The sequence below is a fragment of the Arthrobacter sp. Y3222053 genome (genome assembly GCF_059092805.1).
Genome location: NZ_JBNHIA010000004.1, coordinates 124,557 through 150,170 on the forward strand (window position 1 = coordinate 124,557; position 25,614 = coordinate 150,170).

A 25,614-nucleotide genomic window follows, 5' to 3' on the forward strand; every position below is an offset into this window, starting at 1 on the left:
GTGTACGGCGCGTCCGGCTCTGACCATTGATCCCATGCAGGGGGCCCCGGCGACTGCTCAGCGCACCCATTTCGACCGGAGCCACCCTCCACTTTTGGGTCAGCCCTCCGGTTTGCGCTCTTTCCCTCCGCTTCGTTCAATCCCTCCGGCCTGAAGCGGAGGCTACGGACAAAGCGGAGGGAGCCACACCGAAGCGGAGGGAGACGCCGCCGTGCGGCGCCTACCCGGGCCCTCGGTCTGCCGGACGGCGCCTTAAACAGCAACAGCCCCCGCTCTGCAGCGGGGGCTGTTGCTGTGCGGCGCCGAAGGGCGCTTGTGGACCCAGGCGCCGAAGGGCGCTTGTGGACCCAAGCGCTGAATCAGCGCTTGTGGAGCCAAGCGCCAAAAAGCGCCGCGGGCCCCAAGATGCATTCGCCCCAGCGAATGCATCTTGGGAAGGCGCTTTTTAGCGCTTGGAGTACTGCGGAGCCTTGCGGGCCTTCTTGAGGCCTGCCTTCTTGCGCTCGATGACGCGGGCGTCACGAGTCAGGAAGCCGGCCTTCTTCAGGGTCGGGCGGTTGTTCTCGCGGTCGATCTCGTTCAGCGAGCGGGCAATGCCCAGGCGCAGCGCACCGGCCTGGCCGGAGGGGCCGCCGCCGTGGATGCGGGCGATGACGTCGTAGGCGCCTTCAAGCTCCAGGACCTTGAAGGGCTCGGCGACTTCCTGCTGGTGCAGCTTGTTCGGGAAGTAGTCCGACAGCTCGCGGCCGTTGATGTTCCACTGGCCGGAGCCGGGGACAACGCGCACGCGGGCGATGGCTTCCTTACGGCGACCAACGGCGGAACCGGCAACGGTCAGCGCGGGACGCTCGGCGACAGCCACAGTGGACTCCGCCGGGGTTTCCGAGGTGTAGCTGGTGAGCTCCTCGGTGCTTTCATTGAGCTCTTCGTTCTGAGCCACGATTCTCCTTGAATTCTTTTCTTAGCTAACGGGCCGGAACTACTGAGCGACCTGGGTGATTTCGAAGGTCTTCGGCTGCTGGGCAGCGTGCGGGTGCTCGGCACCTGCGTAGACCTTCAGCTTGCCCATCTGCTGGGCAGCCAGGGAGTTCTTGGGGAGCATGCCGCGGATCGCCTTCTCGACGGCGCGAACCGGGTTCTTCGCGAGCAGCTCGGCATAGTTGACGGAGGAGAGACCGCCCGGGAAACCGGAGTGGCGGTAAGCGCGCTTCTGCTCGAGCTTGGCGCCGGTCAGGGCGACCTTCTCTGCGTTGATGATGATGACGAAATCGCCCATGTCCATGTGGGGAGCAAAGGTCGGCTTGTGCTTTCCGCGCAGCAGTGTTGCGGTCTGGCTGGCAAGACGACCCAGGACAACGTCGGTGGCGTCAATGACGTGCCACTGGCGGTTGATGTCGCCGGGCTTCGGGGTGTACGTACGCACGTTTTTTGCCTTCGTTTCTTCTTCTTAGGTGGCTGCACATGGCAAGCCATGTGCTTCGCAGCTTCATCTATGCGCTACCGGAGTGTCAGGTGAGGACTGCTCGTACCAGTGGTCCAAAGTTTCTCGACTATTCCCCGGGGCCAGGTGGCTCTGCAACTTAAGCCGCTCCCGTGGGCATAGACCTATCGAGGTAGGACACGCACAACGACTATAAACGATAGCCGCTCGGCCCGGTCAGGTCAAAAGGGCCCGGACAGCGCCGCGCTGTCGCGCAGCGCACGGGTGCGGTCGGCACGGGCCCGCAGGCCGTCGTCGTCGGGGTACCGCACCTCTTCCAGCACCAGCGGGTGGGGCGGGGCCAGCAGCGACTTCGAGTCGCGGACCTGGGCAAAGAGCCTCTCGGCCAGCCATGTCGGGGCCCGCTCCCCCGATCCGACCCTGAGCGCTGCGCCGATCAGGGAGCGGACCATGCTGTGGCAGAAGGCGTCTGCGCGCAGCGACGCAGTGATCACCCCGTCGGCTCCGCGGGCGAAGCCGAAGGCCTGCAGCTCGCGGATGGTGGTGGCGCCGAGGCGCGGCTTGCAGAAGGACAGGAAGTCGTGGACGCCCAGCACGGCGGCGGCGCCTTCGTTCATGCGGTCCACGTCCAGTTTGCTGCGGTGCCAGAGGGTGATGCCGCGTGTCAGCGGGTCCTGGTCCTGCAGCCGGTCGGCAATCCGGTAGCTGTAGCGCCGCCACAGGGCGGAAAAACGGGCGTCGAATCCGGCCGGGGCCGGACGGGCGGAGAACACATGGATCGCTCCGGCCATGGCTTCGGCCATCCGCCGGGGCATGCCGGACTCCCGCAGCGGCATGGTGAGCTCCCGGTTCAGCACCCCGCGCAGCCGGCGCAGCATTGCGTGTTCGGGGTCGAGCTCGTGCCCCCGCGTCAGGCCTTCCCACTCGTCAGGTGCCAGGTCCAGGTGCGCCACCTGCCCGCGGGCGTGGACACCGGCATCCGTACGCCCGGCGACCGTGAGGCGCACGGGCCGGCGGAGCAGTACGGCAAGCGAGTCCTCAAGGGTGCCCTGGACGGTCCTCAGGCCCGGCTGCGCGGCCCACCCCGAGAACGCGGCGCCGTCGTAGGCCAGGTCAAGCCGGATACGAAGAGACCCGCCGTCCCCATGGGGAGCGGCGGGTCCTTCGATCGTCATGACTACCATGCTACGCGGTTCCGCCGGGGGCGGGAGCGCAGCAGCAGAGGTCAGTAGGACTGACGGGGGTCCGGCTGCGCGTTGGGCGCGTTGTTGACTGCAGCCTCGGTTGCAGCAGCAGCAGCGGACTCCTGCGCGGCCTGCTTGGCCTCGACGTCGGCCTGAGCGGTCTCCGGCGCCTCGTCAGCAGACTCAGCCGAATCGGCGCTGTCTGCGGACTCCGGCGAGTCAGCGGACTCGGGGGAATCAGCGGACTCGGCCGACTCGGCGGCCGGAGCGGCGGCGGCAGCGGCGGCCGATGCCTCGGCAACCACGGCCTGCTTGGCGGAAACCGGCTCCAGCACCAGTTCGATCACGGCCATGGGCGCGTTGTCGCCCTGGCGGTTGCCGATCTTGGTGATGCGGGTGTAGCCGCCCTCGCGGTTGGCGACGGCCGGAGCGATCTCGGTGAACAGCTCGTGCACGATCCCCTTGTCGGTGATCATGGTCAGCACGCGGCGGCGGGCAGCCAGGTCTCCGCGCTTGGCGAAGGTGATCAGGCGCTCGGCGTACGGGCTCAGGCGCTTGGCCTTGGTCACCGTGGTGGTGATCCGCTTGTGCTCGAACAGCTGCGAAGCCAGGTTCGCCAGCATCAGGCGCTGGTGGGCCGGGCTGCCTCCGAGGCGCTTACCCTTGGTGGGTGTAGGCATTACATTTTCTCCTCAAACGGTGCCGACGGCTCTGGAGAAAGCCGGACGGCAGAAATTTGCTAGTTAGAGCTCGTCGTCCGAGAACTCGGTCTCGTCCTCGTCAATGGCTGCGGCACGGGCTGCCAGGTCGAACCCGGGAGGGGAATCCTTCAGGGACAGGCCCAGTTCAACCAGCTTCGCCTTCACCTCGTCGATGGACTTCGCGCCGAAGTTGCGGATGTCCATCAGGTCAGCCTCGGAGCGGGCGACGAGTTCACCCACGGTGTGGATGCCCTCACGCTTGAGGCAGTTGTAGGAACGCACGGTCAGCTCGAGGTCCTCGATCGGCAGCGCCATGTCGGCCGCAAGCGCGGCGTCGGTGGGGCTGGGGCCGATCTCGATGCCCTCGGCTGCGGTGTTCAGTTCGCGGGCCAGGCCGAACAGTTCAACCAGGGTGGTGCCTGCGGACGCGACGGCGTCGCGCGGGGCAATGGCATCCTTGGTTTCGACATCGACGATCAGGCGGTCGAAGTCGGTGCGCTGCTCAACACGGGTGGCCTCCACGCGGAAGGTCACCTTCAGCACCGGCGAGTAGATGGAGTCGACCGGGATGCGGCCGATCTCCTGGTCGCCGGACTTGTTCTGGGCCGCGGAAACGTAGCCGCGCCCGCGCTCGATGGTCAGTTCGAGCTCGAACTTGCCCTTCGAGTTCAGGGTGGCGATGTGCAGATCCGGGTTGTGGAATTCGACACCGGCCGGCGGAGCGATGTCCGCAGCGGTGACGACGCCGGGGCCCTGCTTGCGCAGGTAGGCGACCACGGGCTCGTCGTGCTCGGAGGACACCGACAGGTTCTTGATGTTCAGGATGATCTCAGTGACATCCTCCTTCACACCGGGGACCGTGGTGAACTCATGCAGCACGCCGTCGATCCGGATGCTGGTTACCGCAGCACCGGGAATGGAGGACAGCAGCGTGCGGCGGAGCGAGTTGCCGAGGGTGTAGCCGAAGCCGGGCTCCAGCGGTTCGATGATGAACCGGGACCGGTTGTCGGCTACGACTTCTTCAGTGAGGGTGGGGCGCTGTGCAATGAGCACTTGCATTTCCTTTCAGCGAGCGTCCGCTATATGACGCAGCACAATTGGTGGAAACGACGACGACGGGGTCTCCCGCGGGCGTCTTGGACGGCTGGATCCCGTCGCCGGCCTCCTGGAGGATCCACCCACCGGTGCCGCGGCCGCCAAAGGCGGCAGCGGCACCAGGGTGGTTCGTCCGGACCGGTCAGCCGGAAAGCCGATTAGACGCGGCGGCGCTTCGGGGGACGGCAGCCGTTGTGCGCGCTCGGGGTCACATCCTGGATGGACCCGACCTCCAGGCCGGTGGCCTGCAGCGAACGGATGGCGGTCTCGCGGCCGGAGCCCGGACCCTTCACGAAGACGTCGACCTTGCGGACGCCGTGCTCCTGTGCACGCTTCGCAGCGGTCTCGGCAGCCATCTGAGCGGCGAACGGAGTCGACTTGCGCGAACCCTTGAATCCAACCTCACCGGAGGAAGCCCAGGCGATGACGTCGCCGGACGGGTCCGTGATGGAAACAATGGTGTTGTTGAACGTGCTCTTGATGTGCGCCTGGCCCAGCGCAACATTCTTCTTATCCTTGCGACGCGGCTTGCGCACCGCTCCACGAGTCTTAGGGGGCATTACTTCTCCTACAAAGAGTTTGGTTTTGGGGTGGCCCCGGAAGGGCCCGGCGTCAGCCGCTGTTAGCGGCCGGCCTTCTTCTTACCGGCAACGGTGCGCTTCGGACCCTTGCGGGTACGGGCGTTGGTCTTCGTGCGCTGGCCGTGCACGGGCATGCCGCGGCGGTGGCGGATGCCCTGGTAGCTGCCGATCTCCACCTTGCGGCGGATGTCGGCGGCCACCTCACGGCGGAGGTCACCCTCGACCTTGAAGTTGCCCTCAATGTAGTCACGCAGCTGAACGAGCTCAGCGTCGGTGAGATCCTTGACGCGGGTGTCCGGGCTGATGCCGGTTTCCGCGAGGGTCTGCTCTGCACGGGTCTTGCCCACGCCGTAGATGTAGGTAAGCGCGATCACTACCCGCTTTTCGCGGGGAATGTCTACGCCGGCGAGACGTGCCATATGGCGGTTCTCCTCTTGTTGCTCCGGAGGTCTGGAGCAGCGCATTCCCTGTTGCCAGGTCCCCGGCCTCCGTACCGGGGGTGTGCGTCACGCGTACCGACGCTGCACTGCCTGTTATTCGATTACTACGCGTGGGCGTCCCTCACGGGACCCGTTGACCGGGGCCGAAGCTCCCGGATCAGCGGGTTCTTAGCCCTGGCGCTGCTTGTGGCGCGGGTTCTCGCAGATCACCATGACCCGCCCGTTACGGCGGATCACCTTGCACTTATCGCAGATCTGCTTGACGCTCGGCTGAACCTTCATGGCGTTCCTTTGCGTGGTTGCAGGATTTACTTGTAGCGGTAAACGATGCGACCTCGGGTGAGGTCGTAAGGGCTAAGCTCCACTACAACGCGGTCTCCGGGGAGGATGCGAATGTAGTGTTGACGCATCTTTCCCGAGATGTGGGCAAGCACAATGTGCCCGTTCGCCAGCTCAACGCGGAACATCGCGTTGGGCAGGGCTTCGTTGACCGAGCCCTCAATCTCAATGACGCCGTCTTTCTTGGCCATATCCTCCGCTAACGTCTGTGTCCTCCGTTTGGCGGGGAGGACGGTTTTCGGGTTTGATGGTCCCCAACCAGGCCCCCACCGAGGTGGAAATTGGGCACGGGTGTAGAGACAACCAACAGATAACTGTACTCCAAGGGCCCGGGAAAGTTAAATCTCCGCCGGCAGCGGCACGGCAGCCGGTCCGGACACGGCCCGCCGCCGTCCGCATCTCCCGAACCTGCCGTCACACCGCCGGCCCCGGAACGCGGAAAACCCGGACGCCGATGGCGATCCGGGTTTTCCGTCAGTCCGTTTGCGGCCCGCAGACGGGCGGCGTCCCGCTACGGGATCGGCACCGGCGTCACGCCGAGGGGTTCAAGCCGCGACGCTCCGCCGTCGGGCGCGGTCAGCACCCAGATTCCCTTCTCGTGGATCGCCACCGAGTGCTCCCACTGGCAGGAGCGGCTGCCGTCCACGGTGATGACGGTCCATTCGTCCTCCAGCACCGCGGTCTCGATGTCGCCGCGCACCAGCATCGGCTCGATCGCCAGGCACATGCCGGGCTTCAGCTTCGGGCCGCGGTGGCCGGTGCGGTAGTTCAGCACGTCCGGTGCCTGGTGCATCTCGGAACCGATGCCGTGACCGACATAGTCCTCGAGGATGCCCAGCTTCTCCCCCGGCACGCCGGAGACGTAATCGTCGATGGCGTTGCCGATGTCCCCTACGAAGCGGCCCTTCGCCGCAGCCGCGATGCCGCGCCACATCGCCTCTTCGGTGACGTCGGAGAGGCGCCGGTCCGCCGGGTCCGCTTCTCCCACAATGACGGTCCGCGCGGAATCGGCATGCCAGCCGTCCACGACGGCGCCGCCGTCAATGGAGATGATGTCTCCGTCCGCCAGGATCTTGTCCCCCGGGATGCCGTGCACGACCTCTTCGTTGACCGAGGTGCAGATCGTCGCCGGAAAGCCGTGGTAGCCGAGGAAGTTCGAGGTGGCGCCGGCCTCCTTGAGGACGCCGGCGAACACTGCGTCGAGGTCGCGGGTCCGTGCACCGGGAACCGCTGCCGCGCAGGCGGCGTCAAGCGCGCGGCTCAGCACGAGCCCCGCCTCCCGCATGGTGCGCATCTGCGCATTGGTCTTGTACTGGATTTTGGGCTGGCCCAAATTTCTCCTGCTTACTGTCGAGCTGAGCTTGCTGAGGTGCTGCGCGCCGAGCGCGCAGCACCTCCCGGTTACCGGAGGTCGCTGAGCGCGGCCATGATGCGCTCGGTGACCTCGTCGATGTCTCCGAGCCCGTCCACCTGGGTGACGATGCCGCGGTCCTGGTAGCGGGCGACGACGTCCGCCGTCTCCTTCTTGTACAGGTCCAGCCGGTGGCGGATGACGTCTTCGTTGTCGTCGGCGCGGCCTTCGATCTCGGCCCGGCGCAGCAGACGCTGCACGAGCTCCTCGTCGTCGGCGGTCAGCTGGAGGACGGCGTCGAGCTTCTGCCCGCTCTCCGCGAGGATGCGGTCCAGCTCCTCCACCTGGGCGGTGGTGCGCGGGTATCCGTCCAGCAGGAAGCCGTCGACGACGTCGTCGTTGGCCAGCCGGTCACGGACCATGTTGTTGGTGACCGAGTCCGGCACGAAGTTGCCGGCGTCGATGTACTTCTTGGCCTCCAGGCCCAGCGGGGTCAGTTCCTTCACGTTGTACCGGAAGATGTCGCCGGTGGAGATCGCGCTGACTCCGAGCCGCTCGGAGATCCTGGCGGCCTGAGTGCCTTTGCCGGCGCCGGGAGGTCCAATAATAAGCAGGCGTGTCATCGCAGTAACCCTTCGTAGTGACGCTGCTGAAGCTGTGCGTCGATTTGTTTGACCGTCTCGAGGCCCACACCAACCATGATGAGGATCGAGGTCCCGCCGAACGGGAAGTTCTGGTTGGCTCCGACGAGCACCAGGGCGATCAGCGGGATGAGGGCAACAATGCCCAGGTAGAGAGCGCCGGGCAGGGTAATGCGGGACAGCACGTACTGCAGGTATTCGGCGGTGGGACGGCCGGCCCGGATGCCCGGGATGAAGCCGCCGTACTTCTTCATGTTCTCCGAGACTTCCTCCGGGTTGAAGGTGATGGAGACGTAGAAGTAGGTGAAGAAGACAATCAGCAGGAAGTACACCGCCATGTAGAGCGGGTGGTCGCCGGTGACGAAGTAGTTGTTGATCCACACGACCCATTCCGGCGGAGTGCCGTCGGCCGGGGTGTTGAACTGGGCCACCAGCGCCGGCAGGTAGAGCATCGAGGAGGCGAAGATGACGGGGATCACGCCGGCCATGTTCACCTTGATCGGAATGTAGGTGTTCGTACCGCCCACGGTGCGGCGGCCGATCATGCGCTTCGCGTACTGCACGGGAACACGGCGCTGGGACTGCTCGACGAAAATGACCAGGGCGACGACGAGGACGCCGATCGCCAGCACGCCGAGGAAGACGGTCCACCCCTGCGAGGTCAGGATCGCACCGAGGGAGCTCGGGAAGGAGGCGGCGATGGAGGTGAAGATCAGCAGCGAGATGCCGTTGCCGACACCCTTCTCAGTGACCAGCTCGCCCATCCACATGATCAGGCCGGTGCCTGCCGTGAGCGTGATGATGATCAGCAGGACCATGATCAGGCTGTCGTCCGGGATGATGTCCAGCGAGCACTGGTTGTTGAACAGCGCACCCGAGCGGGCCAGCGACACCACGGTCGTCGCGTTCAGCAGGCCCAGTGCGATCGTCAGGTACCGGGTGTACTGCGTCAGCCTGGCCTGCCCCTGCTGGCCTTCCTCATGCAGGGCCTGGAACCGGGGAATCACCACACGCAGCAGCTGCACGATGATGCTCGCGGTGATGTAGGGCATGATGCCCAGCGCAAAGACCGACACCTGGAGCAGTGCGCCGCCGCTGAAGAGGTTAACGAACTCGTACAGGCCGCCGGTGGTGGCGCCGAGTGCGAGGCACTGCTGAACATTGCCGTAGTCGACGCCCGGCGCCGGGATAAACGTACCCATCCGGTAAAGGGTGATGATTCCCAGCGTAAACAACAGCTTGCGTCGCAGATCTGGCGTCCGGAAGGCCCGGCCAATAGCGCTGAGCAAGCGTCCTCCTGAGGTAAGAAATAGTCCGATCGGACTGGTGACAGTGAGAGTCTAACCGGTGTGGCTGCCTGTTGCGTTAACGGGCCGCCCGCCGGATTGGTGCCTTAACGCGCCGAACTCCCGGCCGGGCCCGTTCGGGTCCTGCCGGGAGTTCAGCGTTGACGCTTCGGCGCCGGCTTCCGGGGGCTTCCCGCCGCGCAGTGCGCGGCGGGCGCCCCGGATGCCGTCTGCCAAGGCTGCTACAGGGTGGTCGTGGACCCGCCGGCGGCAGCGATCTTCTCGACCGCGCTTGCGGAGAAGGCGTTGGCCGTAACCTCAACCTTGACCGTGATGTCGCCGGTGCCCAGAACCTTGACCGGCTGGTTGCGGCGGACCGCACCCTTCTCGGCCAGGGCCTCGACGGTGACCTGGCCGCCCTCGGGGAAGAGCTCCGAGATGCGGTCCAGGTTCACCACCTGGTAGGTCACCTTGAACGGGTTCTTGAAGCCGCGCAGCTTCGGCAGGCGCATGTGCAGCGGCAGCTGCCCGCCCGCGAAGCCGGCCTTGACCTGGTACCGCGCTGCGGTGCCCTTGGTACCGCGGCCTGCGGTCTTGCCCTTGGAGCCTTCACCACGGCCGACACGGGTCTTCGCCGTGCGCGAGCCGGGAGCCGGGCGCAGGTGGTGGACCTTCAGCGTCTTCTGCTGTTCGTTCTGTTCGGCCATGTTACTTCGCCTCCTCAACCTTCACGAGGTGCGGAACCGTGGAGATCATGCCGACGGTCACTGCATCCGCGGTACGGACGACGGAGTCGCCGATGTGCTTCAGGCCCAGTGAACGCAGCGTGTCGCGCTGGTTCTGCTTGCCGCCAATGGCGGACTTGATCTGAGTGATGTGCAGCTGTGCCGAGCTGACGGCAACGCGCTTGGGAGTAGTCATCAGGCACCAGCCTTCTGCATGTTGCGAATCATCGCCGCCGAGGCAACCTCGTCCAGCGGCAGTCCGCGGCGGGCAGCCACGGCCTGCGGCTCTTCGAGGCCCTTCAGCGCGGCAACCGTGGCCTGCACGATGTTGATCGCGTTGGAGGAACCCAGCGACTTGGACAGAACGTCGTGGATACCGGCGCACTCGAGGATGGCGCGGACCGGACCGCCGGCGATAACACCGGTACCCGGGGAAGCCGGACGCAGGAGCACGACGCCGGCGGCTGCCTCACCCTGCACCAGGTGCGGGATGGTGCTGCCGATGCGCGGGACGCGGAAGAAGGACTTCTTGGCCTCTTCCACGGCCTTGGCGATGGCCGAGGGAACTTCCTTGGCCTTGCCGTAGCCGACGCCGACCAGGCCGTTGCCGTCGCCGACAACCACCAGGGCGGTGAAGCTGAAGCGACGACCGCCCTTGACGACCTTGGCGACGCGGTTGATGGTCACGACACGCTCGATGAACTTGTCCTTGTCATCGCCGCGTCCGCCGTCACGGCCGCCACGGCCGCCGCGGTCACCACGGCCGCCGCGCTCGTTGCGCTGGCCGTCCCGGCGACCGCCGCGGCGGTCATCGGTGCTGGGGGCTGCGGCGTCCTTGGACTCAGTTGCCTCAGCAGCTGTAGCTTCAGTCACCTGATTTTCCTTTTCCTTGTTAACCTCGGTCACAGTGCCAGCCCACCTTCACGTGCGCCGTCTGCAACAGCCGCGATGCGGCCGTGGTAGCGGTTGCCGCCACGGTCGAAGACGACCGCTTCAATGCCGGCAGCCTTGGAACGCTCGGCCACGAGCTCGCCGACGCGGCGGGCCTTCGCGGTCTTGTCGGCCTCCATGGCCCGCAGGTCCGCTTCCATGGTGGAGGCGGAAGCCACGGTGACGCCCTTGGTGTCGTCGACAACCTGGACGAAGATGTGGCGTGCGGAACGGTTCACGACCAGGCGCGGACGTGCCGGGGTACCCGCAATACGCTTGCGGATACGCAGCTGGCGCCGGGTACGGGCTGCGGACTTGCTCTTGTTGGTCCGCTTCTTGTTGATGCTGATCGCCATGATTACTTACCAGCCTTTCCGACCTTGCGGCGGACAATCTCGCCGGCGTAACGGATGCCCTTGCCCTTGTACGGGTCGGGCTTGCGCAGCTTGCGGATGTTGGCGGAAACCTCGCCGACCAGCTGCTTGTCGATGCCGGACACCGTGATCTTGGTGGGGCCGTTGACGGTCAGGGTGATGCCCTCGGGGGCCTTCACGTTGACCGGGTGGCTGTAACCCAGGGCGAACTCGAGGTCCGAACCCTTGGCCAGCACGCGGTAACCGGTACCGACGATCTCCAGGTCCTTCTTGAAGCCTTCGGTCACACCGGTGATCATGTTGGCGATCAGGGTGCGGGTCAGGCCGTGGAGGGAGCGGGATTCGCGCTCGTCGTTCGGGCGGGCAACGGTAAGCGTGCCGTCTTCCTGGGAAACCGTGATCGGGCTGGGCACAGTGTGGCTCAGCTCGCCCTTGGCGCCCTTGACGGTCACAACGTTGCCGTTGATGGCGATATCGACTCCGGCAGGAACCGGGATGGGCAGACGTCCAATACGTGACATTTTTCTTTCCCCTTCCCTGCTACCAGACGTAGGCGAGGACTTCCCCACCCACACCCTTCTTGGCGGCCTGGCGGTCGGTCAGGAGACCTGACGACGTCGACAGGATTGCGATGCCCAGGCCACCCAGCACGTGCGGCAGGTTGGTGGACTTGGCGTAGACGCGCAGGCCGGGCTTGGAGATGCGGCGGACACCTGCGATGGAGCGCTCACGGTTCGGACCGAACTTGAGGTCCAGGGTCAGCTTCTTGAAGCCGCCCTCTCCCTCTTCTTCCTTCCAGCCGGCGATGTAGCCTTCGGCCTTGAGGATGTCGGCAACGCGTGCCTTGAGCTTGCTGTAAGGCATGGACACGGAATCGTGGTATGCCGAGTTTGCATTGCGCAGACGCGTAAGCATGTCTGCGACAGGATCTGTCATAGTCATTGGGCTCTGGCCCTCCCTCGTATCGGTTTCCTGCGGGACTGCCCCGGTATGTGCCGGGGGTGGTCCTTCAGACCTGATACGTAGTAATTAATCTTCGGATTTGAACGGGAAGCCGAGGTTGCGCAGCAGGGCGCGGCCCTCGTCGTCGGTCTTGGCGGTGGTAACCACGGTGATGTCCATGCCCCGCACGCGATCGATCTTGTCCTGGTCGATCTCGTGGAACATCGACTGTTCGGTCAGGCCGAACGTGTAGTTGCCGTTGCCGTCGAACTGCTTGCCGTTCAGGCCGCGGAAGTCGCGGATACGGGGCAGGGCCAGGGTGACCAGGCGGTCGACGAACTCCCACATGCGGTCGCCGCGCAGAGTTGCGTGCGCACCGATCGGCATGCCTTCACGCAGCTTGAACTGCGCGATGGACTTGCGGGCCTTGGTGATCTGCGGCTTCTGGCCCGTGATCTGGGTCAGGTCGCGGACGGCGCCGTCGATCAGCTTGGAGTCCTTGGCGGCGTCGCCGACGCCCATGTTCACGACAACCTTGACCAGGCGCGGAACCTGGTTGACGTTCGCGTAGTTGAACTCGTCCTGCAGCGCCTGCTTGATTTCCGCAGCGTAGCGGGCCTTCAGACGGGGAACGGTCCTGGTGACAGTCTCAGTCATTAGATGTCCTTCCCGGTGGCCTTGGAGACGCGGATCCGGACGGTACGCTCGGTGCCGTCCTCGCGGGTCTGGGTCTCGATGCGGTAGCCGACGCGGGTCGGCTTCTTGGTCTCGGGGTCGACGATCGCGACGTTGGAGACGTGGATGGGGGCTTCCATGACCTCGATGCCGCCGGTCTTGGACCCGCGGGAGGACTGGCCCACCTTGGTGTGCTTGGTGATCCGGTTGATGCCTTCGACCAGCACGCGGTTGGTCTCCGGGAAGACCTTCAGGACCTTGCCCTGCTTGCCGCGGTCGCCGCCGCGCTCAGCCTTTGCGCCGGTGATGACCTGAACCAGGTCACCCTTCTTGATCTTTGCCATGGACTACAGCACCTCCGGAGCCAGCGAAATGATCTTCATGAACTTCTTGTCACGAAGCTCGCGGCCGACCGGGCCGAAGATACGGGTACCGCGGGGGTCGCCGTCGTTCTTCAGGATCACTGCTGCGTTCTCATCGAACTTGATGTAGGAACCGTCCTGGCGGCGGCGTTCCTTCTTCGTGCGGACGATGACGGCCTTGACCACGTCGCCCTTCTTGACGTTGCCGCCCGGGATTGCATCCTTGACGGTGGCAACGATGGTGTCGCCAATGCCTGCGTAGCGACGGCCGGAACCACCGAGAACGCGGATGGTCAAGATTTCCTTGGCCCCCGTGTTGTCGGCGACCTTCAGTCGCGACTCCTGCTGAATCACTTATTACTCCTGTCGTCGCGCCGGTTCTCATTGCTGAGCCTTGCGGAACGGATATGGGTGGACCCCGTAATACTGGTACTCAGCGCCCCTCCGGCACGCGGGCACGGGAAGGAAGGCTGAACAAGATTATCGGGCTTTTGTCGTAGCGGCGGTGAGGAAGCCCGGCACCCTAAACTGGGCACACTTCCGCACCGCACAGACAAGATTTCAAGTGTACCGCGAAAGGGCCCCGGAAGCGAAATCACGGATGAGTTCGCGGCCGGGGCCCTGACGCGGTGTGGACGGTGCCGCCTTCGTCCGCTGCGGGGAGCGGGGCTCCCCGCAGCGGATCCGGCGGCGGGCCGGCCGGTCCTGGTACTGCTTGGTTACTTGGCCTTCTCGATGATCTCGACCAGGCGCCACCGCTTGGTGGCGGACAGCGGCCGGGTCTCGGCGATCAGCACGAGGTCGCCGACGCCGGCAGAGTTCTGCTCGTCGTGCGCCTTCCGCTTCTCGGTGCGGCGGATAACCTTGCCGTACAGCGCGTGCTTCACGCGGTCCTCGACCTCGACGACGATGGTCTTGTCCATCTTGTCGGAGACGACGTAGCCGCGTGCGGTCTTCCGGTACCCGCGGGTATCGGCGCCGTTTGCGTCAGTGGTCACTGCTGCCTCATTCATGTTTTCGCTCACTTGGCATCATCCTCCGCGGGAGCTTCGGACTCGGCGGCCTTCTTCTTGGACTTCTTCGAAGCCTTCTCGGTCGCTGCCTCCTCGACGGGGGCGGCAACCTCGGGACGAATGCCGAGCTCGCGCTCGCGCAGCACCGTGTAGATGCGGGCGATGTCGCGCTTGACGGCCTTCAGGCGCCCGTGGCTTTCCAGCTGGCCGGTGGCCGACTGGAAGCGGAGGTTGAACAGTTCCTCCTTGGCCTTGCGGAGTTCCTCCACGAGACGGTCCCGATCGAAACCATCCAGCTGCTCAACGGCCAGATCCTTGGATCCAACTGCCATGACTATTCACCACCCTCGCGACGCACGATGCGTGCCTTCAGCGGCAGCTTGTGGATTGCCAGGCGCAGGGCCTCGCGAGCTACCTCTTCATTGACGCCGGAGAGTTCGAACAGAACCCGCCCCGGCTTGACGTTTGCAACCCACCACTCCGGCGAACCCTTACCGGAACCCATACGGGTTTCGGCAGGCTTCTTGGTCAGCGGACGGTCCGGGTAGATGTTGATCCAGACCTTGCCGCCACGCTTGATGTGACGGGTCATGGCGATACGGGCCGCTTCGATCTGCCGGTTCGTGACGTAGGCAGGGGTCAGGGCCTGGATGCCCCACTCACCGAAGCTGACCTGGGTGCCGCCGGTCGCAGCGCCGGAACGACCCGGGTGGTGCTGCTTGCGGTACTTGACTCGACGTGGGATAAGCATTTAAGCCTGTCCTCCTTCTGCGGCAGGCGCAGCGGCCGAAGCCTCTGCGGCAGGCGCTCCGGCACGGTCACCGCGGTCGTTGCGACGGCGACGCTCGCCACCGCCGCTGCGGCCCGGACGGTCGCCGGTGCGGCCGCGGGACGGGGCGGCGGCCTGCTGGGCAGCCAGTTCCTTGGACGTGATGTCGCCCTTGTAGATCCAGACCTTCACGCCGATGCGGCCGAAGGTGGTCTTCGCCTCGAAGAAGCCGTAGTCGATGTTCGCACGCAGGGTGTGCAGGGGCACACGGCCTTCGCGGTAGAACTCGGAACGGCTCATTTCGGCGCCGCCCAGACGGCCGGAGCACTGGATACGGATACCCTTGGCGCCGGCGCGCTGCGCGGACTGGATGGCCTTCTTCATCGCGCGGCGGAAGGCCACGCGGGAGGAAAGCTGCTCTGCAACACCCTGGGCGACCAGCTGGGCCTCGATCTCCGGGTTGCGGACCTCGAGGATGTTCAGCTGGACCTGCTTGCCGGTGAGCTTCTCGAGCTCGCCGCGGATGCGGTCGGCCTCGGCGCCGCGGCGGCCGATGACGATGCCCGGACGTGCCGTGTGGATGTCCACGCGGACACGGTCGCGGGTGCGCTCGATCTCAACCTTGGCGATGCCGGCGCGGTCCATGCCCGTGGACATGAGCTGGCGGATCTTCACGTCTTCGCGGACGAAGTCCTTGTAGCGCTGGCCCGGCTTGTTGCTGTCGGCGAACCAGTGCGAGACGTGGTCCGTGGTGATGCCGAGTCGGAACCCGTGCGGGTTTACCTTCTGTCCCACTTAGCGTTCCTCCTCGTTCTGGGGGGTGGCAACAACCACGGTGACGTGGCTGGTGCGCTTGTTGATGCGGTACGCGCGGCCCTGGGCACGCGGCTGGAACCGCTTCATGGTCGGACCCTCGTCAACGAATGCCTCGCTGATGTAGAGGTCGGACTCGTCGAAGGCCACGCCGTCGCGGTCCGCGAGGACCCGGGCGTTGGCCATGGCCGACGCGACCACCTTGTAGACCGGCTCCGAAGCTGCCTGCGGGGCAAACTTCAGAATTGCCAGAGCCTCATTCGCCTGCTTGCCACGAACAAGGTTGACGACGCGCCGGGCCTTCATAGGCGTTACGCGGATATGGCGCGCAATTGCCTTGGCTTCCATTGCTTTCCTTCTCTCGTCTTCTGCCGAAAGAGCGGCGCCTAGCGGCGCTTGCCCTTGCGGTCGTCCTTCACATGGCCGCGGAAGGTCCGCGTCAGAGCGAACTCGCCGAGCTTGTGCCCGACCATCGACTCGGTGACAAACACCGGAATGTGCTTGCGTCCGTCATGCACGGCAATCGTGTGCCCGATCATGTCGGGGACGATCATCGAGCGACGGGACCACGTCTTGATGACGTTCTTGGTGCCCTTCTCATTTTCGGCCTGCACCTTCACGAAGAGGTGCTGGTCGACGAAGGGGCCTTTCTTCAGGCTGCGTGGCATGTTCCCAGGCTCCTATCGCTTGTTCTTGCCGGAACGACGGCGACGCACAATAAGCTTGTCGCTCTCTTTATTGGGGCGCCGGGTACGGCCTTCGGGCTTGCCGTTCGGGTTGACCGGGTGACGGCCACCGGAGGTCTTGCCTTCGCCACCACCGTGCGGGTGGTCGACCGGGTTCATGGCAACGCCACGGACGGTCGGGCGGACGCCCTTCCAGCGCATACGGCCGGCCTTGCCCCAGTTGATGTTGGACTGCTCGGCGTTGCCGACCTCTCCAACGGTGGCGCGGCAGCGGATGTCCACGTTGCGGATTTCACCCGAGGGCAGGCGAAGCTGCGCGAAGCGGCCTTCCTTGGCGACCAGCTGCACGGAGGCGCCTGCAGAGCGGGCCATCTTGGCACCGCCGCCCGGACGCAGCTCCACAGCGTGGATCACGGTACCCAGCGGGATGTTGCGCAGCGGCAGGTTGTTGCCCGGCTTGATGTCGGCGCCTGCACCGGCCTCAATCTGGTCGCCCTGCTTGAGCTTGCTCGGAGCCAGGATGTAACGCTTGGTGCCATCAACGTAGTGCAGCAGCGCAATGCGCGCGGTGCGGTTCGGATCGTACTCGATCTCGGCGACGCGGGCGGCAACGCCGTCCTTGTCATGCCGGCGGAAGTCGATCACGCGGTACTGGCGCTTGTGGCCACCGCCCTTGTGACGGGTCGTGATCTTACCGGTGTTGTTCCGGCCGCCGCTCTTGGGCAGCGGACGCACCAGGGACTTCTCCGGCGTCGACCGCGTGATTTCAATGAAGTCGGCTACGCTCGAGCCGCGACGGCCCGGGGTAGTCGGCTTGTACTTACGGATTCCCATTATTTATTCCTCGTTAAAGTGGTCTCCGCCCTAGCTGAGCGGACCGCCGAAGATGTCGATCGTGCCTTCCTTCAGGGTGACAATCGCGCGCTTGGTGTTCTTGCGCTGTCCCCATCCGAACTTGGTCCGCTTGCGCTTCCCTGCACGGTTGATGGTGTTGATCGAGTCGACCTTGACGGAGAAAATCTTCTCCACGGCCAGCTTGATCTCGGTCTTGTTCGAGCGGGGGTCGACCAGGAAGGTGTACTTACCTTCGTCGATCAGGCCGTAGCTCTTTTCCGAGACGACGGGTGCAATGACGACGTCGCGCGGATCCTTGCCGGTGGTCGCGCTCACTTGGCGTCCTCCTTGACAGTGTTCTTGCCGACGAACTCGTCGTAGGCAGCCTTGGTGAAGACCACATCGTCGGAAACAAGCACGTCGTAGGTGTTCAGCTGATCTACATAGATCACGTGGACCTCGGCGAGGTTGCGCACGGACAGTGCGGCAACGTCGTTGGCGCGCTCGATGACAACGAGCAGGTTCTTGCGGTCGGAAACCGAGCGCAGGGCGCCCAGTGCATCCTTGGTGGACGGCTTCTCGCCGGAGACCAGGGACTCGAGGACGTGGATACGGCCGTTGCGTGCCCGGTCCGAGAGGGCTCCGCGCAGGGCGGCGGCCTTCATCTTCTTGGGGGTGCGCTGGCTGTAGTCACGCGGCACGGGACCGTGGACGACGCCGCCGCCGGTCATGTGCGGGGCCCGGATGGAGCCCTGGCGGGCACGGCCGGTGCCCTTCTGCTTGAAGGGCTTGCGGCCGGCGCCCGAAACCTCGGCGCGGGTCTTGGTCTTGTGCGTACCCTGGCGTGCAGCGGCCAGCTGGGCCACGACAACCTGGTGCAGCAGCGGGACGTTGGTCTGGACGTCGAAGATCTCCGCGGGGAATTCGACAGTGGTTACGTTTGCCATGAGACTAAGCTCCCTTCACGGCGCTGCGTACGAGGACGACCTGGCCGCGGGCACCGGGGACGGCGCCCTTGATCAGCAGCAGCGACTTCTCGGCATCCACACCGTGAACCGTGAGGTTCATGGTGGTGTGACGGACGGCGCCCATGCGGCCGGCCATCCGAAGACCCTTGAAGACGCGGCCGGGGGTGGAGGCACCGCCGATGGAGCCGGGCTTGCGGTGGTTCTTGTGGGCACCGTGGGAGGCACCGACGCCGGAGAAGCCGTGACGCTTCATGACACCGGCAAAGCCCTTGCCCTTGGAGGTACCGACGACGTCGACCTTCTGGCCGGCTTCGAACATCTCGACGGAGAGTTCCTGGCCCAGCTCGTAGGAGTCGGCGTCAGCGGTGCGCAGCTCGACGACGTGGCGGCGCGGGGTCACGCCTGCCTTTTCGAAGTGGCCGGCGAGCGGCTTGGTCACCTTGCGCGGGTCGATCTGGCCGTAGCCGATCTGCACTGCGGTGTAGCCGTCCTTGTCTGCGTTGCGCAGCTGCGTGATGACGTTGGAGTCAGCCTGGACCACGGTGACCGGGATGAGCTTGTTGTTCTCGTCCCAGACCTGGGTCATGCCCAGCTTGGTGCCCAGCAGGCCCTTGACCTGGCGTGTAAGCGAAGTAGACATATGTATCCTCTCCTCCCCTACAGCTTGATTTCGATGTTCACGTCTGCGGGCAGGTCAAGACGCATCAGCGAGTCAACGGCCTTCGGCGTGGGGTCAATAATGTCGATCAGACGCTTGTGCGTGCGCATTTCGAAGTGCTCGCGGCTGTCCTTGTACTTGTGCGGCGAACGGATGACAACGTAAACGTTCTTCTCCGTGGGCAGCGGCACCGGGCCTACCACCGTTGCGCCTGCACGCGTGACCGTCTCAACGATCTTCCGGGCTGATACGTCGATGACCTCGTGGTCGTACGACTTCAGCCGGATGCGGATTTTTTGTCCCGCCATGGCGTCGTGCCTCTTTCTTCGAGTCTTGCTCTGTACAGTTGTCGTGCCCGGCGTCCTGGCGGACCCGGCACCCCTCCGACAGACTGAATCCGGATAAATCCGGGTTCCTCACCCTGCCGAGGCTCCGACCCCCGCGCTCGGGCGTGTCGCCGGTCCGAAACCGGCGCCCGGCAAGAATGGGGGCGGGTTATATTTGGGCTCTTCCCCTGAAGGACCCGACCCTGCGCCGGGCATTATCCCGGCCGGGACTAGATCTCATCACGTGCATCCGAAGTCGATCTGAGGGCACGTGCGGGCACAAAAGCGCTTGAACAACTTCTCCAGTGTGCCAGAAACCGGCACGGATGGCCAATCGGCCTCTCCGCCCGCCCGGTTCGGTGCCGTTGGGCACCGGGCCGAAGAAGTGTCCCGTTGATATGTGCACCGTCGTTGACGGGTGCAGTTTTTCCCGCGCCGCACAGGATGCGGCGCGCTGTCCAGTCTAGCGCAGCCGCCGAGCCGGATCGAACTGCGGTGCGGGCCGTGCCGTCGCTCCGGGCTGCGGGCCGGCGGAGCCGCGCAGCGCAGAGGATCGGTCCGGCGCAGCGAAGCCGTCCAGCGCTGTGGAGCCATGCAGGCCAGGGTGATGGCGCCGCCGGCACGCCATGCGCTGCTTACCTGCCGTCGCCGCGCCTGGCGCGCCTGATGCGCTTGGCGCGGTCGATCTCGCCGCGGAAGTTCCGGCGCACCCACACCGCGCCGCCGGCGACGGCGGCAGCGGCGCCAAGGACTATCAACAATTCCATGCAGCGAGCCTACCGGAACCGGAGCCGCCGTGGACCCGGCACATTGTCAGCTTCGCCGCCCTCCGCTGCTCCCCTCCCCCGGTGGCGCCCACGGTCCGGACGCGCTGCCTAAGCCGGACGGGCTCCCCTGGCCGGGCGCATTCCATCGGTCGGGCGCATTCCCTCGGTCCGAGGCACCGCCTTGGTCAGGGGCACCGCCATGGTCAGGGGCACCGCCATGGTCAGGGACAGCGAACGGCCCCTGCCCGGACTGTCCCGTTTGCGCCGGCCGATGCCACGGCGGCCCCGGTTCATCCTGCTTCCGCTGCTGCGCGGACCACGAACCGGACGCGTGCATCCGCGGGTCCGCCGCAGCGAACGGGCCGTGTTCCGGCGCAGGCGGCGGCGGACCATCGCCGCCCCGGCTGCCCGGCTCGTCGGGTCCGTCGCTCCGTACACGTACGAGCCGCCACACCGCCAGCGCGATCAGTGTGACCGCCAGCAGCGCCAGCAGCACGAAGGTGTAGCCGCGGAGGTACCACAGCACGGCCAGGGCGATGCCGGCCGCACCCCAGACCGCGAACAGGCGCCGCGCATTCAGCAGGCCAAAAACGAGCAGCCCGGCATGTCCCAGCAGCGCCCACAGCTGCCTGTCGGTATCGCCGTCCACCACGGTGATGAGTCCCGCGCCGGACAGTATGGTGCCGGCCGCCACCAGGAAGCCGCTCCCCCGCCTGCCCCTGCCGCGGCGAAGCTCCCAGGCTGCGAGCAGCGCCAGGATGAGGACCCAGTACTGGAGGGACCAGAACCAATCGACGCCGAGGAAGAACCAGAGGATCCGCTCTACGGCGAGCGCCGCCGGGAAGACGGCGGCCTCCGCCGCGGCTTCGCGGCGGTGGGACGGCACCTCGGCCACGGCTGCCGCCAGTGCCACCATCAGGGTGAAGGACCCGACGACGGCGCTGCTGCCGTAGCCGGCCATGGCCGCGGTTCCGGCCGCGGCAAGCAGCGGTGAGCCGGCAGCACCGGTGATCCGTGCGCGCAGGGCGTTCTCCGGGTTATCTCCGCGCAGGGACAGCAGCAGGCGTGCGGCGGCGAGGACCAGGGCCGCGATCCAGGCCTGCCAGAGCAGCGCGGTGTCCGGTTGTACCCGGGCCTGCAGCAGGTCGGTCCGGAACCAGGCGAAGAATGCCGCCCCGCTGCAGCAGACGGCGGCGACGAAGCCTGCTGCCAGCCACGGCAGCCGTGCGGTGAAGGACACCGTCAGCAGCACCGCGGCCACGGCACCTGCGCCGATCGCCGTCGGCAGCGGATCGGAGTCGCGGAGCGCCGGCAGCACGGTGAGGAGGGGGTACAGGCAGGCTGCGGCCAGATACGCCGTGCCGGCGCCGGGGGCATGTGCGGCGCGTGCGGCGGCACCGGGCACAGCGCCTGCCCGTCGGGATTCGACGCAGACCACATGTCCGCGCAGCACCGCCGCAGTCAATCCGGCCAAGAGGAGAGCGGCCGCCCACCCCGGGACAGGCTTCGGCAGCAGATCAGAATTGGCCAGGGGCGGGAAGCCGGCCAGCAGCAGAGGTACGGCCGGGGCCGCTGCCAGTGCTGTGACAAGTCCGCCGACGCTCCTGCCGCGCAGTGCCCCGACTCCTGCGGTCAGGACCAGGAGCAGGACCAAGGCAGCGGTCGTGTCGCGGCGGGCCTGCCCGGCAGCGGCAGCCTGGTAGACGAGCGGCAGCGCTGCCAGGAGTGCGTAGGTTGCGTACTCCGCCGCATGCTGGACGCCGCCGGCTGCCAGATGCGCGGATCGGAGCCGTGGCTGGAAGACGACGCGCAGGACCTGCAGCGTCGCTGCCAGGGCACCGGCACCGAGCCACACCGCTCCACCGTCCCCGGCTTCCCGGCCGACGCCGGCTTCGGCAGCGAAAAGGTCGGCGGCCGCCAGCCCGGCCAGCAGGACCGCGAGTCCCTGCACGCCAAGGCCATGCAGTGCGCGGAAGCGTGGCCCGGAGACCGTGATGTAGGCCAGGCAGTACGTGAGCGCCACCCCGACCAGGAGTTCATAGCCGCGCAGTCCCAGGAGGCCGGCTCCGCCTGCGGCGGCGGCCGGGAACCCGGCGGCTCCCATCACTGTTCCCCATGCCGCGGCAAGACTCCGGAAGGATCCGCCCGGACCGTATCCACGCGTTCCTCCGCCGATACCGTCGGGGGCGCCGGATCCCCCTGCAGGCTGCGACGCGGCGGCGTCCGAACCGCCGAGGATACCGGCGGAGCCGGCAGATCGAGCGGTGCTGCCGGGCACGGCCCCGTCTCCACGCGCCGGCTCCGCAGACCGCCAGAGCACAGCGGCGGCCAGCGTTCCCACGGCAAGCACACTCCACAACAGGGCCACAGAAGGGCCCGTGTCCCCAAAGCGGAACCAGCGGTCCGTGCCGACCGCCGCCCAGCCCGCAGCCGCGGCCGCAGCAGCGGTGTACACGGCGCCGGCGCCCGCGGATGCCCTGCGCGGTTCGGGCCCGGGAGCGTGCCCGCCGGCCGGCGGTGCATCCGGGGCGCCAACTTCCGGCGTGCGAAGCGTTCCGGCCACGCGGACGGCGGCGCTCATCTGGGTTGCGGCTGCTGCGCCCGCTGCGAGGAAGATCAGCACGCGCAGGTCCCCCGCCTCGGCCTCCGGAACAGTACTGAAGATCAGCGGAAGAACCAGGAGCAGCAGCAGCATCACCCATCGGGCGGACTGCGCCGCCCCCAGGGCGGCCAGGCGGGAGAAGAACAGCTCGCGTGCCAGGTGCAGGGCCGCCGTGACAGCGGCCGCCGTGACGAACACTGCCCCCGGACCGCCGCCGGCCTCCGAGGCGGCCAGTCCTGCCGTTACCGCCGCCAGGGCCTGGGCGGTCAGCAGCTGGATGCCCCGGAGGGGACCCGGTGCGAGGCTGCGCCAGCCGAACCACAGCAGGGCCGCGGCGGACAGCAGCAGGTACCCGCGGACCCCCAGCACGCCCACGCCGGCCAGGGCGGACCAGATGAACCCGGCGGGGGCCAGCAGTTCCGGCCTCCGCGACCGGCAGGATCCCGCAACCGCAAGGTTCCCGGCGAGCCAGGCCCAGATGAGGGCCAGCGTGACGTTCCGGTCGATGGACTGCCCCAGCACGGGCAGCATCAGGGCGAGGCCGCCGGCTGCGCTGAAGATATACAGGTCGGCGTCGGTCCACTCGCCCGAGCCACGTCCCCGTCTCAGCCGCGCGAACAGCTCCCATGCAACCGGCGAGCCCACGGCCAGGACCGCAAGAGCGACAGCATGCTGCTCCCCCACCCGGCCATCGAAGACGCCGACGGCGGCAGCCAGCAGAAGCAGCGCGGCGCTGGCCCAGCGGGGCGGCTCCGGCAGGCCGAACCGGCCGGTGGCGTCCAGACGGGTCCGGATGCCCTGCGCCAGGACGAGCGTCAGGGTGCCCGCGAGGTAGAGCACACCGGGTTCAGCGTGCCGCCAGCCTGCTGCGAGCACGACGGTCAGTGCCAGCAGCAGCTGTGACACCAGCAGGTAGACGCCGCGCTGTTCTGCCTCCGCGGCCCGCACGGCCATCACGGCGAAGTACAGGAGCCCGGCCGCGGTCAGCAGAGTGTAGCCGCCCCACCCCAGGATGCCGCCGCCGATCAGTGCCGCCGTCACGAGCCCGGCCGGCGCCAGGACCGTTCCGACGATCAGCAGGTGCATGCCCTCGTTGGTTCCCCGGCGGACGGTGAGCAGGAGGGACGCGGCGATGCCCACGCCGGCCAGGACCCACAGGAGCACTCCGCTGACTGTGGCCTGCGGGTATTCCGCCGCGCGGACGACCCACGCCAGCAGTGCGGCGAGGAAGCCCGCCGCCGCTGTCGCCGGGGCGGCATAGTGCTCAGTGCGTCCGACGGCGACCCGGCCGGCCGCCGTCAGCAGGACGGCCAGTGCGGCGGCAGCACCCGCACCGAGGGCGTATTCACCCGCTTCCGGTGCCGGCTCCAGCAACGCAAACACCGTGAGCGGTGCCAGGAGAACACCTGCCGCACGTGCCAGAAGGACGGGGGCAGCCTCCGCTGCCTGTGTGCGGATGGCTGCTGCTGCGTACCAGGCGCACAGCACCGCCAATGCCCATATCCCGCCCCACAGCGTACCGGTGTCGGGCGCAGCCAGCCTGGGCAACAGCGCCACCAGCGGCACCGCCAGGGCGGCCCGTTCGAATCCAGTGCCGAATTTCCCGGCGGCGAGGAAGAGCCCCTGCAGGAGCCCGGCACAGACGACGAACACGGGTACGAACCATGGCCGGGTATCCCCCGCCGCCCAGGCCGCCAGCAGGATCAGCGCGAGAACCGACGCCGCCAGCAGCACCCCTGCGTCTGCCCGCACCGCAGCCCCGGCAAGGTTCCCGCTACCCTGCCTGGCCAGCGCATTGCCATACCATCGGGCGGGGAAGGGAACTGCTGAGCCGGGATAGCTTTCAGGCCTGCGAAGCACCAGGAGCAGCTGCCCTGCCGACGCACCGACGACGGCGGCGGCCGCTGCAGGCGGTTCGGCGGTGGCTGCATAGGCCAACGCCGCGGCGGCGACCGTCAGCGCGGCCCTCAGCGCATACCCGTTGACGCGGTGCTCTGCGGCCGGACCCGTGGCTAGCTGCACCGCGTAGTAGGCGGCGAAGGCCAGGAAGACCAGGGCAAAGGGCCACCTGCCGGTTTCTCCGGCGGTCAGGACCACGCCCACGGCGACCGCCGGCACCAGGAAGCGGTGGGAGGCCACGAACGCCTCTAGATAGAGCCGGTGGACCCAGCGGGGACGACGGACCGCGGCGAGGCTGATGAGCGTGGCAAGGACAACGGTGAGCAGGAAATACCAGATCAGGCCGCCGCGGAGTGCCGCGCCGAACGCGAGCCCGGTGGACAGCAGGAACGTGACGCCCAGGTAGGCAACCACCCTGCTGTCGAGTTTGGCGGCCGCGTAGGCGAACGTCACTGTCCCCGCGGCGGAAGTCAGCAGCCACGCCACCGGCCCGTCGGGAACCACGAAGCTGTAAAGGGCCACCCCGGTAACGGGGATCAGGGCAAGGCCGGTACCGGTGAACGCCGTCGCGGCCGGCCGCAGGCGTTTGCTGCGGGCATGGACCAGCAGGCCGGCTGCGTAGAACAGCCCCGTGGCCAGCAGCACGCCGCCAAAGCGCGCCGGCTCCGGCACCGCCGTACCGATGAAAAGTCCCGCCGCGGCGACGAGGAGCAGGCTGGCCGTATAAAGGGTGATGTTGATGTTGCGCAGGTCGCGGCGCCGTTTTCGGGCCTGCAGCTCCTCCGGGGAAGGCTCGTCGTCCTCCTGCCGGCCGCCGGCCCCCATCTGGCCAAGGCCGAACAGGAAGTTCCCCGGGAGCTGCCCGGGGACCAACGGCTGCCCGGGAGCCGACGGCTGTGCGGGAGCCAATGACTGCATCTCGCCCGGCGGCTGCACCGGGACCGAAGGCTCGCCGGAAGCCAATGGCTGTCCGGGAACCAAAGGCTGTACCAGGCCCGGAGGCTGTACCGGGGCCGATAGCTGTACTTGGCCAGCAGGGAAAACCGGGAGGGGTCCCGGCCGGCCGACGGGCGGGACCTGCACGGCGGGCCCCTCTTCCCCCGCTGCCGTGCCCGGAGGCGGCAGCGGCGGACCTTCTGCGGCCGTCAGCGAGGAAGGCGGCGAGTCAGCCCGCCCGGCGGCGGGGTCCGGTGTGGCACTGCCCGGCCAGGC

General features: G+C 66.9%; 34 protein-coding genes. All 34 read right to left on the bottom strand.

What is annotated here, in order from left to right:
• Window positions 1-445: 445 nt before the first annotated feature.
• On the bottom strand, window positions 446-940 hold the full coding sequence (gene rpsI, locus AC5RUW_RS11855; protein ID WP_494005588.1) for a 30S ribosomal protein S9: 495 nt from the start codon (window positions 938-940) through the stop codon (window positions 446-448).
• 39 nt (window positions 941-979) lie between these two features.
• Window positions 980-1,423 (bottom strand): 50S ribosomal protein L13, encoded by a 444-nt coding sequence (gene rplM / locus AC5RUW_RS11860; protein WP_494005589.1) that lies wholly within the window; start codon window positions 1,421-1,423, stop codon window positions 980-982.
• A gap of 239 nt (window positions 1,424-1,662) precedes the next feature.
• Window positions 1,663-2,616: a tRNA pseudouridine synthase A gene (locus tag AC5RUW_RS11865; RefSeq protein ID WP_494160908.1), complete on the bottom strand. Its 954-nt coding sequence runs from the start codon at window positions 2,614-2,616 to the stop codon at window positions 1,663-1,665.
• Between the two features lie 50 nt (window positions 2,617-2,666).
• Entirely contained in the window at window positions 2,667-3,305 is a 639-nt protein-coding gene (gene rplQ, locus AC5RUW_RS11870) for a 50S ribosomal protein L17 (RefSeq protein WP_494160909.1), read from the bottom strand.
• Window positions 3,306-3,368: 63 nt separating this feature from the next.
• On the bottom strand, window positions 3,369-4,379 hold the full coding sequence (locus AC5RUW_RS11875; RefSeq protein ID WP_494005592.1) for a DNA-directed RNA polymerase subunit alpha: 1,011 nt from the start codon (window positions 4,377-4,379) through the stop codon (window positions 3,369-3,371).
• A 200-nt stretch (window positions 4,380-4,579) separates the two neighbouring features.
• Window positions 4,580-4,981 carry a 30S ribosomal protein S11 gene (gene rpsK / locus AC5RUW_RS11880; protein ID WP_494005593.1) on the bottom strand — a complete coding sequence of 134 codons (402 nt, stop codon included), beginning with the start codon at window positions 4,979-4,981 and terminating at the stop codon, window positions 4,580-4,582.
• A 62-nt stretch (window positions 4,982-5,043) separates the two neighbouring features.
• Window positions 5,044-5,421 (bottom strand): 30S ribosomal protein S13, encoded by a 378-nt coding sequence (gene rpsM / locus AC5RUW_RS11885; protein WP_055239373.1) that lies wholly within the window; start codon window positions 5,419-5,421, stop codon window positions 5,044-5,046.
• Between the two features lie 189 nt (window positions 5,422-5,610).
• Entirely contained in the window at window positions 5,611-5,724 is a 114-nt protein-coding gene (gene rpmJ, locus AC5RUW_RS11890; RefSeq protein WP_012397712.1) for a 50S ribosomal protein L36, read from the bottom strand.
• 26 nt (window positions 5,725-5,750) lie between these two features.
• On the bottom strand, window positions 5,751-5,972 hold the full coding sequence (gene infA / locus AC5RUW_RS11895) for a translation initiation factor IF-1 (RefSeq protein WP_055239372.1): 222 nt from the start codon (window positions 5,970-5,972) through the stop codon (window positions 5,751-5,753).
• Between the two features lie 320 nt (window positions 5,973-6,292).
• Complete coding sequence (gene map, locus AC5RUW_RS11900; RefSeq protein ID WP_494160910.1) at window positions 6,293-7,114, bottom strand: type I methionyl aminopeptidase; 822 nt, start codon at window positions 7,112-7,114, stop codon at window positions 6,293-6,295.
• A gap of 68 nt (window positions 7,115-7,182) precedes the next feature.
• Window positions 7,183-7,755 (bottom strand): adenylate kinase, encoded by a 573-nt coding sequence (locus AC5RUW_RS11905; protein WP_494160911.1) that lies wholly within the window; start codon window positions 7,753-7,755, stop codon window positions 7,183-7,185.
• A complete protein-coding gene (secY, locus tag AC5RUW_RS11910) occupies window positions 7,752-9,062 on the bottom strand; it encodes a preprotein translocase subunit SecY (protein WP_494160912.1) in 1,311 nt (436 codons plus the stop codon). Before secY ends, AC5RUW_RS11905 begins: the two co-directional genes overlap by 4 nt.
• Before the next feature lie 239 nt (window positions 9,063-9,301).
• Window positions 9,302-9,766 (bottom strand): 50S ribosomal protein L15, encoded by a 465-nt coding sequence (gene rplO, locus AC5RUW_RS11915; RefSeq protein ID WP_494005597.1) that lies wholly within the window; start codon window positions 9,764-9,766, stop codon window positions 9,302-9,304.
• A 1-nt stretch (window position 9,767) separates the two neighbouring features.
• Window positions 9,768-9,980, bottom strand: a complete 213-nt coding sequence (gene rpmD / locus AC5RUW_RS11920; RefSeq protein WP_494005598.1) for a 50S ribosomal protein L30 — start codon at window positions 9,978-9,980, stop codon at window positions 9,768-9,770.
• The gene (gene rpsE / locus AC5RUW_RS11925) at window positions 9,980-10,657 is read right to left on the bottom strand and encodes a 30S ribosomal protein S5 (protein WP_494005599.1); all 678 of its coding nucleotides are present in this window, start codon (window positions 10,655-10,657) and stop codon (window positions 9,980-9,982) included. The genes rpmD and rpsE overlap by 1 nt, the downstream gene beginning before the upstream one ends.
• A 29-nt stretch (window positions 10,658-10,686) precedes the next feature.
• Window positions 10,687-11,070: a 50S ribosomal protein L18 gene (gene rplR, locus AC5RUW_RS11930; RefSeq protein WP_494005600.1), complete on the bottom strand. Its 384-nt coding sequence runs from the start codon at window positions 11,068-11,070 to the stop codon at window positions 10,687-10,689.
• A 2-nt stretch (window positions 11,071-11,072) separates the two neighbouring features.
• Window positions 11,073-11,609, bottom strand: coding sequence for a 50S ribosomal protein L6 (gene rplF / locus AC5RUW_RS11935; RefSeq protein ID WP_494005601.1), 537 nt, complete (start codon window positions 11,607-11,609; stop codon window positions 11,073-11,075).
• A gap of 19 nt (window positions 11,610-11,628) precedes the next feature.
• Window positions 11,629-12,030 (bottom strand): 30S ribosomal protein S8, encoded by a 402-nt coding sequence (gene rpsH, locus AC5RUW_RS11940; RefSeq protein ID WP_494005602.1) that lies wholly within the window; start codon window positions 12,028-12,030, stop codon window positions 11,629-11,631.
• 87 nt (window positions 12,031-12,117) lie between these two features.
• Window positions 12,118-12,687, bottom strand: coding sequence for a 50S ribosomal protein L5 (gene rplE / locus AC5RUW_RS11945; RefSeq protein WP_494005603.1), 570 nt, complete (start codon window positions 12,685-12,687; stop codon window positions 12,118-12,120).
• Window positions 12,687-13,049, bottom strand: coding sequence for a 50S ribosomal protein L24 (gene rplX, locus AC5RUW_RS11950; protein WP_494005604.1), 363 nt, complete (start codon window positions 13,047-13,049; stop codon window positions 12,687-12,689). The genes rplE and rplX overlap by 1 nt, the downstream gene beginning before the upstream one ends.
• 3 nt (window positions 13,050-13,052) lie before the next feature.
• The gene (gene rplN, locus AC5RUW_RS11955) at window positions 13,053-13,421 is read right to left on the bottom strand and encodes a 50S ribosomal protein L14 (protein WP_055239356.1); all 369 of its coding nucleotides are present in this window, start codon (window positions 13,419-13,421) and stop codon (window positions 13,053-13,055) included.
• Between the two features lie 365 nt (window positions 13,422-13,786).
• Window positions 13,787-14,080 carry a 30S ribosomal protein S17 gene (gene rpsQ / locus AC5RUW_RS11960; RefSeq protein ID WP_494006603.1) on the bottom strand — a complete coding sequence of 98 codons (294 nt, stop codon included), beginning with the start codon at window positions 14,078-14,080 and terminating at the stop codon, window positions 13,787-13,789.
• Window positions 14,081-14,088: 8 nt separating this feature from the next.
• Window positions 14,089-14,412, bottom strand: coding sequence for a 50S ribosomal protein L29 (gene rpmC / locus AC5RUW_RS11965; protein WP_494005605.1), 324 nt, complete (start codon window positions 14,410-14,412; stop codon window positions 14,089-14,091).
• 2 nt (window positions 14,413-14,414) lie between these two features.
• Window positions 14,415-14,831, bottom strand: a complete 417-nt coding sequence (gene rplP / locus AC5RUW_RS11970; protein WP_494005606.1) for a 50S ribosomal protein L16 — start codon at window positions 14,829-14,831, stop codon at window positions 14,415-14,417.
• Window positions 14,832-15,644: a 30S ribosomal protein S3 gene (gene rpsC / locus AC5RUW_RS11975; protein ID WP_494005607.1), complete on the bottom strand. Its 813-nt coding sequence runs from the start codon at window positions 15,642-15,644 to the stop codon at window positions 14,832-14,834.
• Window positions 15,645-16,010 (bottom strand): 50S ribosomal protein L22, encoded by a 366-nt coding sequence (gene rplV / locus AC5RUW_RS11980; RefSeq protein WP_494005608.1) that lies wholly within the window; start codon window positions 16,008-16,010, stop codon window positions 15,645-15,647.
• Window positions 16,011-16,048: 38 nt separating this feature from the next.
• Window positions 16,049-16,330 (bottom strand): 30S ribosomal protein S19, encoded by a 282-nt coding sequence (rpsS, locus tag AC5RUW_RS11985; protein ID WP_494005609.1) that lies wholly within the window; start codon window positions 16,328-16,330, stop codon window positions 16,049-16,051.
• Window positions 16,331-16,342: 12 nt separating this feature from the next.
• Window positions 16,343-17,182 (bottom strand): 50S ribosomal protein L2, encoded by an 840-nt coding sequence (gene rplB, locus AC5RUW_RS11990; protein WP_494005610.1) that lies wholly within the window; start codon window positions 17,180-17,182, stop codon window positions 16,343-16,345.
• Window positions 17,183-17,212: 30 nt separating this feature from the next.
• The gene (gene rplW / locus AC5RUW_RS11995; protein WP_494005611.1) at window positions 17,213-17,518 is read right to left on the bottom strand and encodes a 50S ribosomal protein L23; all 306 of its coding nucleotides are present in this window, start codon (window positions 17,516-17,518) and stop codon (window positions 17,213-17,215) included.
• Window positions 17,515-18,129 (bottom strand): 50S ribosomal protein L4, encoded by a 615-nt coding sequence (gene rplD / locus AC5RUW_RS12000; RefSeq protein WP_494005612.1) that lies wholly within the window; start codon window positions 18,127-18,129, stop codon window positions 17,515-17,517. Before rplD ends, rplW begins: the two co-directional genes overlap by 4 nt.
• A 4-nt stretch (window positions 18,130-18,133) precedes the next feature.
• The gene (rplC, locus tag AC5RUW_RS12005) at window positions 18,134-18,790 is read right to left on the bottom strand and encodes a 50S ribosomal protein L3 (protein ID WP_494005613.1); all 657 of its coding nucleotides are present in this window, start codon (window positions 18,788-18,790) and stop codon (window positions 18,134-18,136) included.
• 17 nt (window positions 18,791-18,807) lie between these two features.
• Complete coding sequence (gene rpsJ / locus AC5RUW_RS12010; protein WP_146361073.1) at window positions 18,808-19,116, bottom strand: 30S ribosomal protein S10; 309 nt, start codon at window positions 19,114-19,116, stop codon at window positions 18,808-18,810.
• Window positions 19,117-19,769: 653 nt separating this feature from the next.
• A complete protein-coding gene (locus tag AC5RUW_RS12015) occupies window positions 19,770-19,901 on the bottom strand; it encodes a hypothetical protein (protein WP_494160913.1) in 132 nt (43 codons plus the stop codon).
• A gap of 46 nt (window positions 19,902-19,947) precedes the next feature.
• Window positions 19,948-25,311, bottom strand: coding sequence for a hypothetical protein (locus AC5RUW_RS12020; protein WP_494160914.1), 5,364 nt, complete (start codon window positions 25,309-25,311; stop codon window positions 19,948-19,950).
• Between the last annotated feature and the right edge of the window lie 303 nt (window positions 25,312-25,614).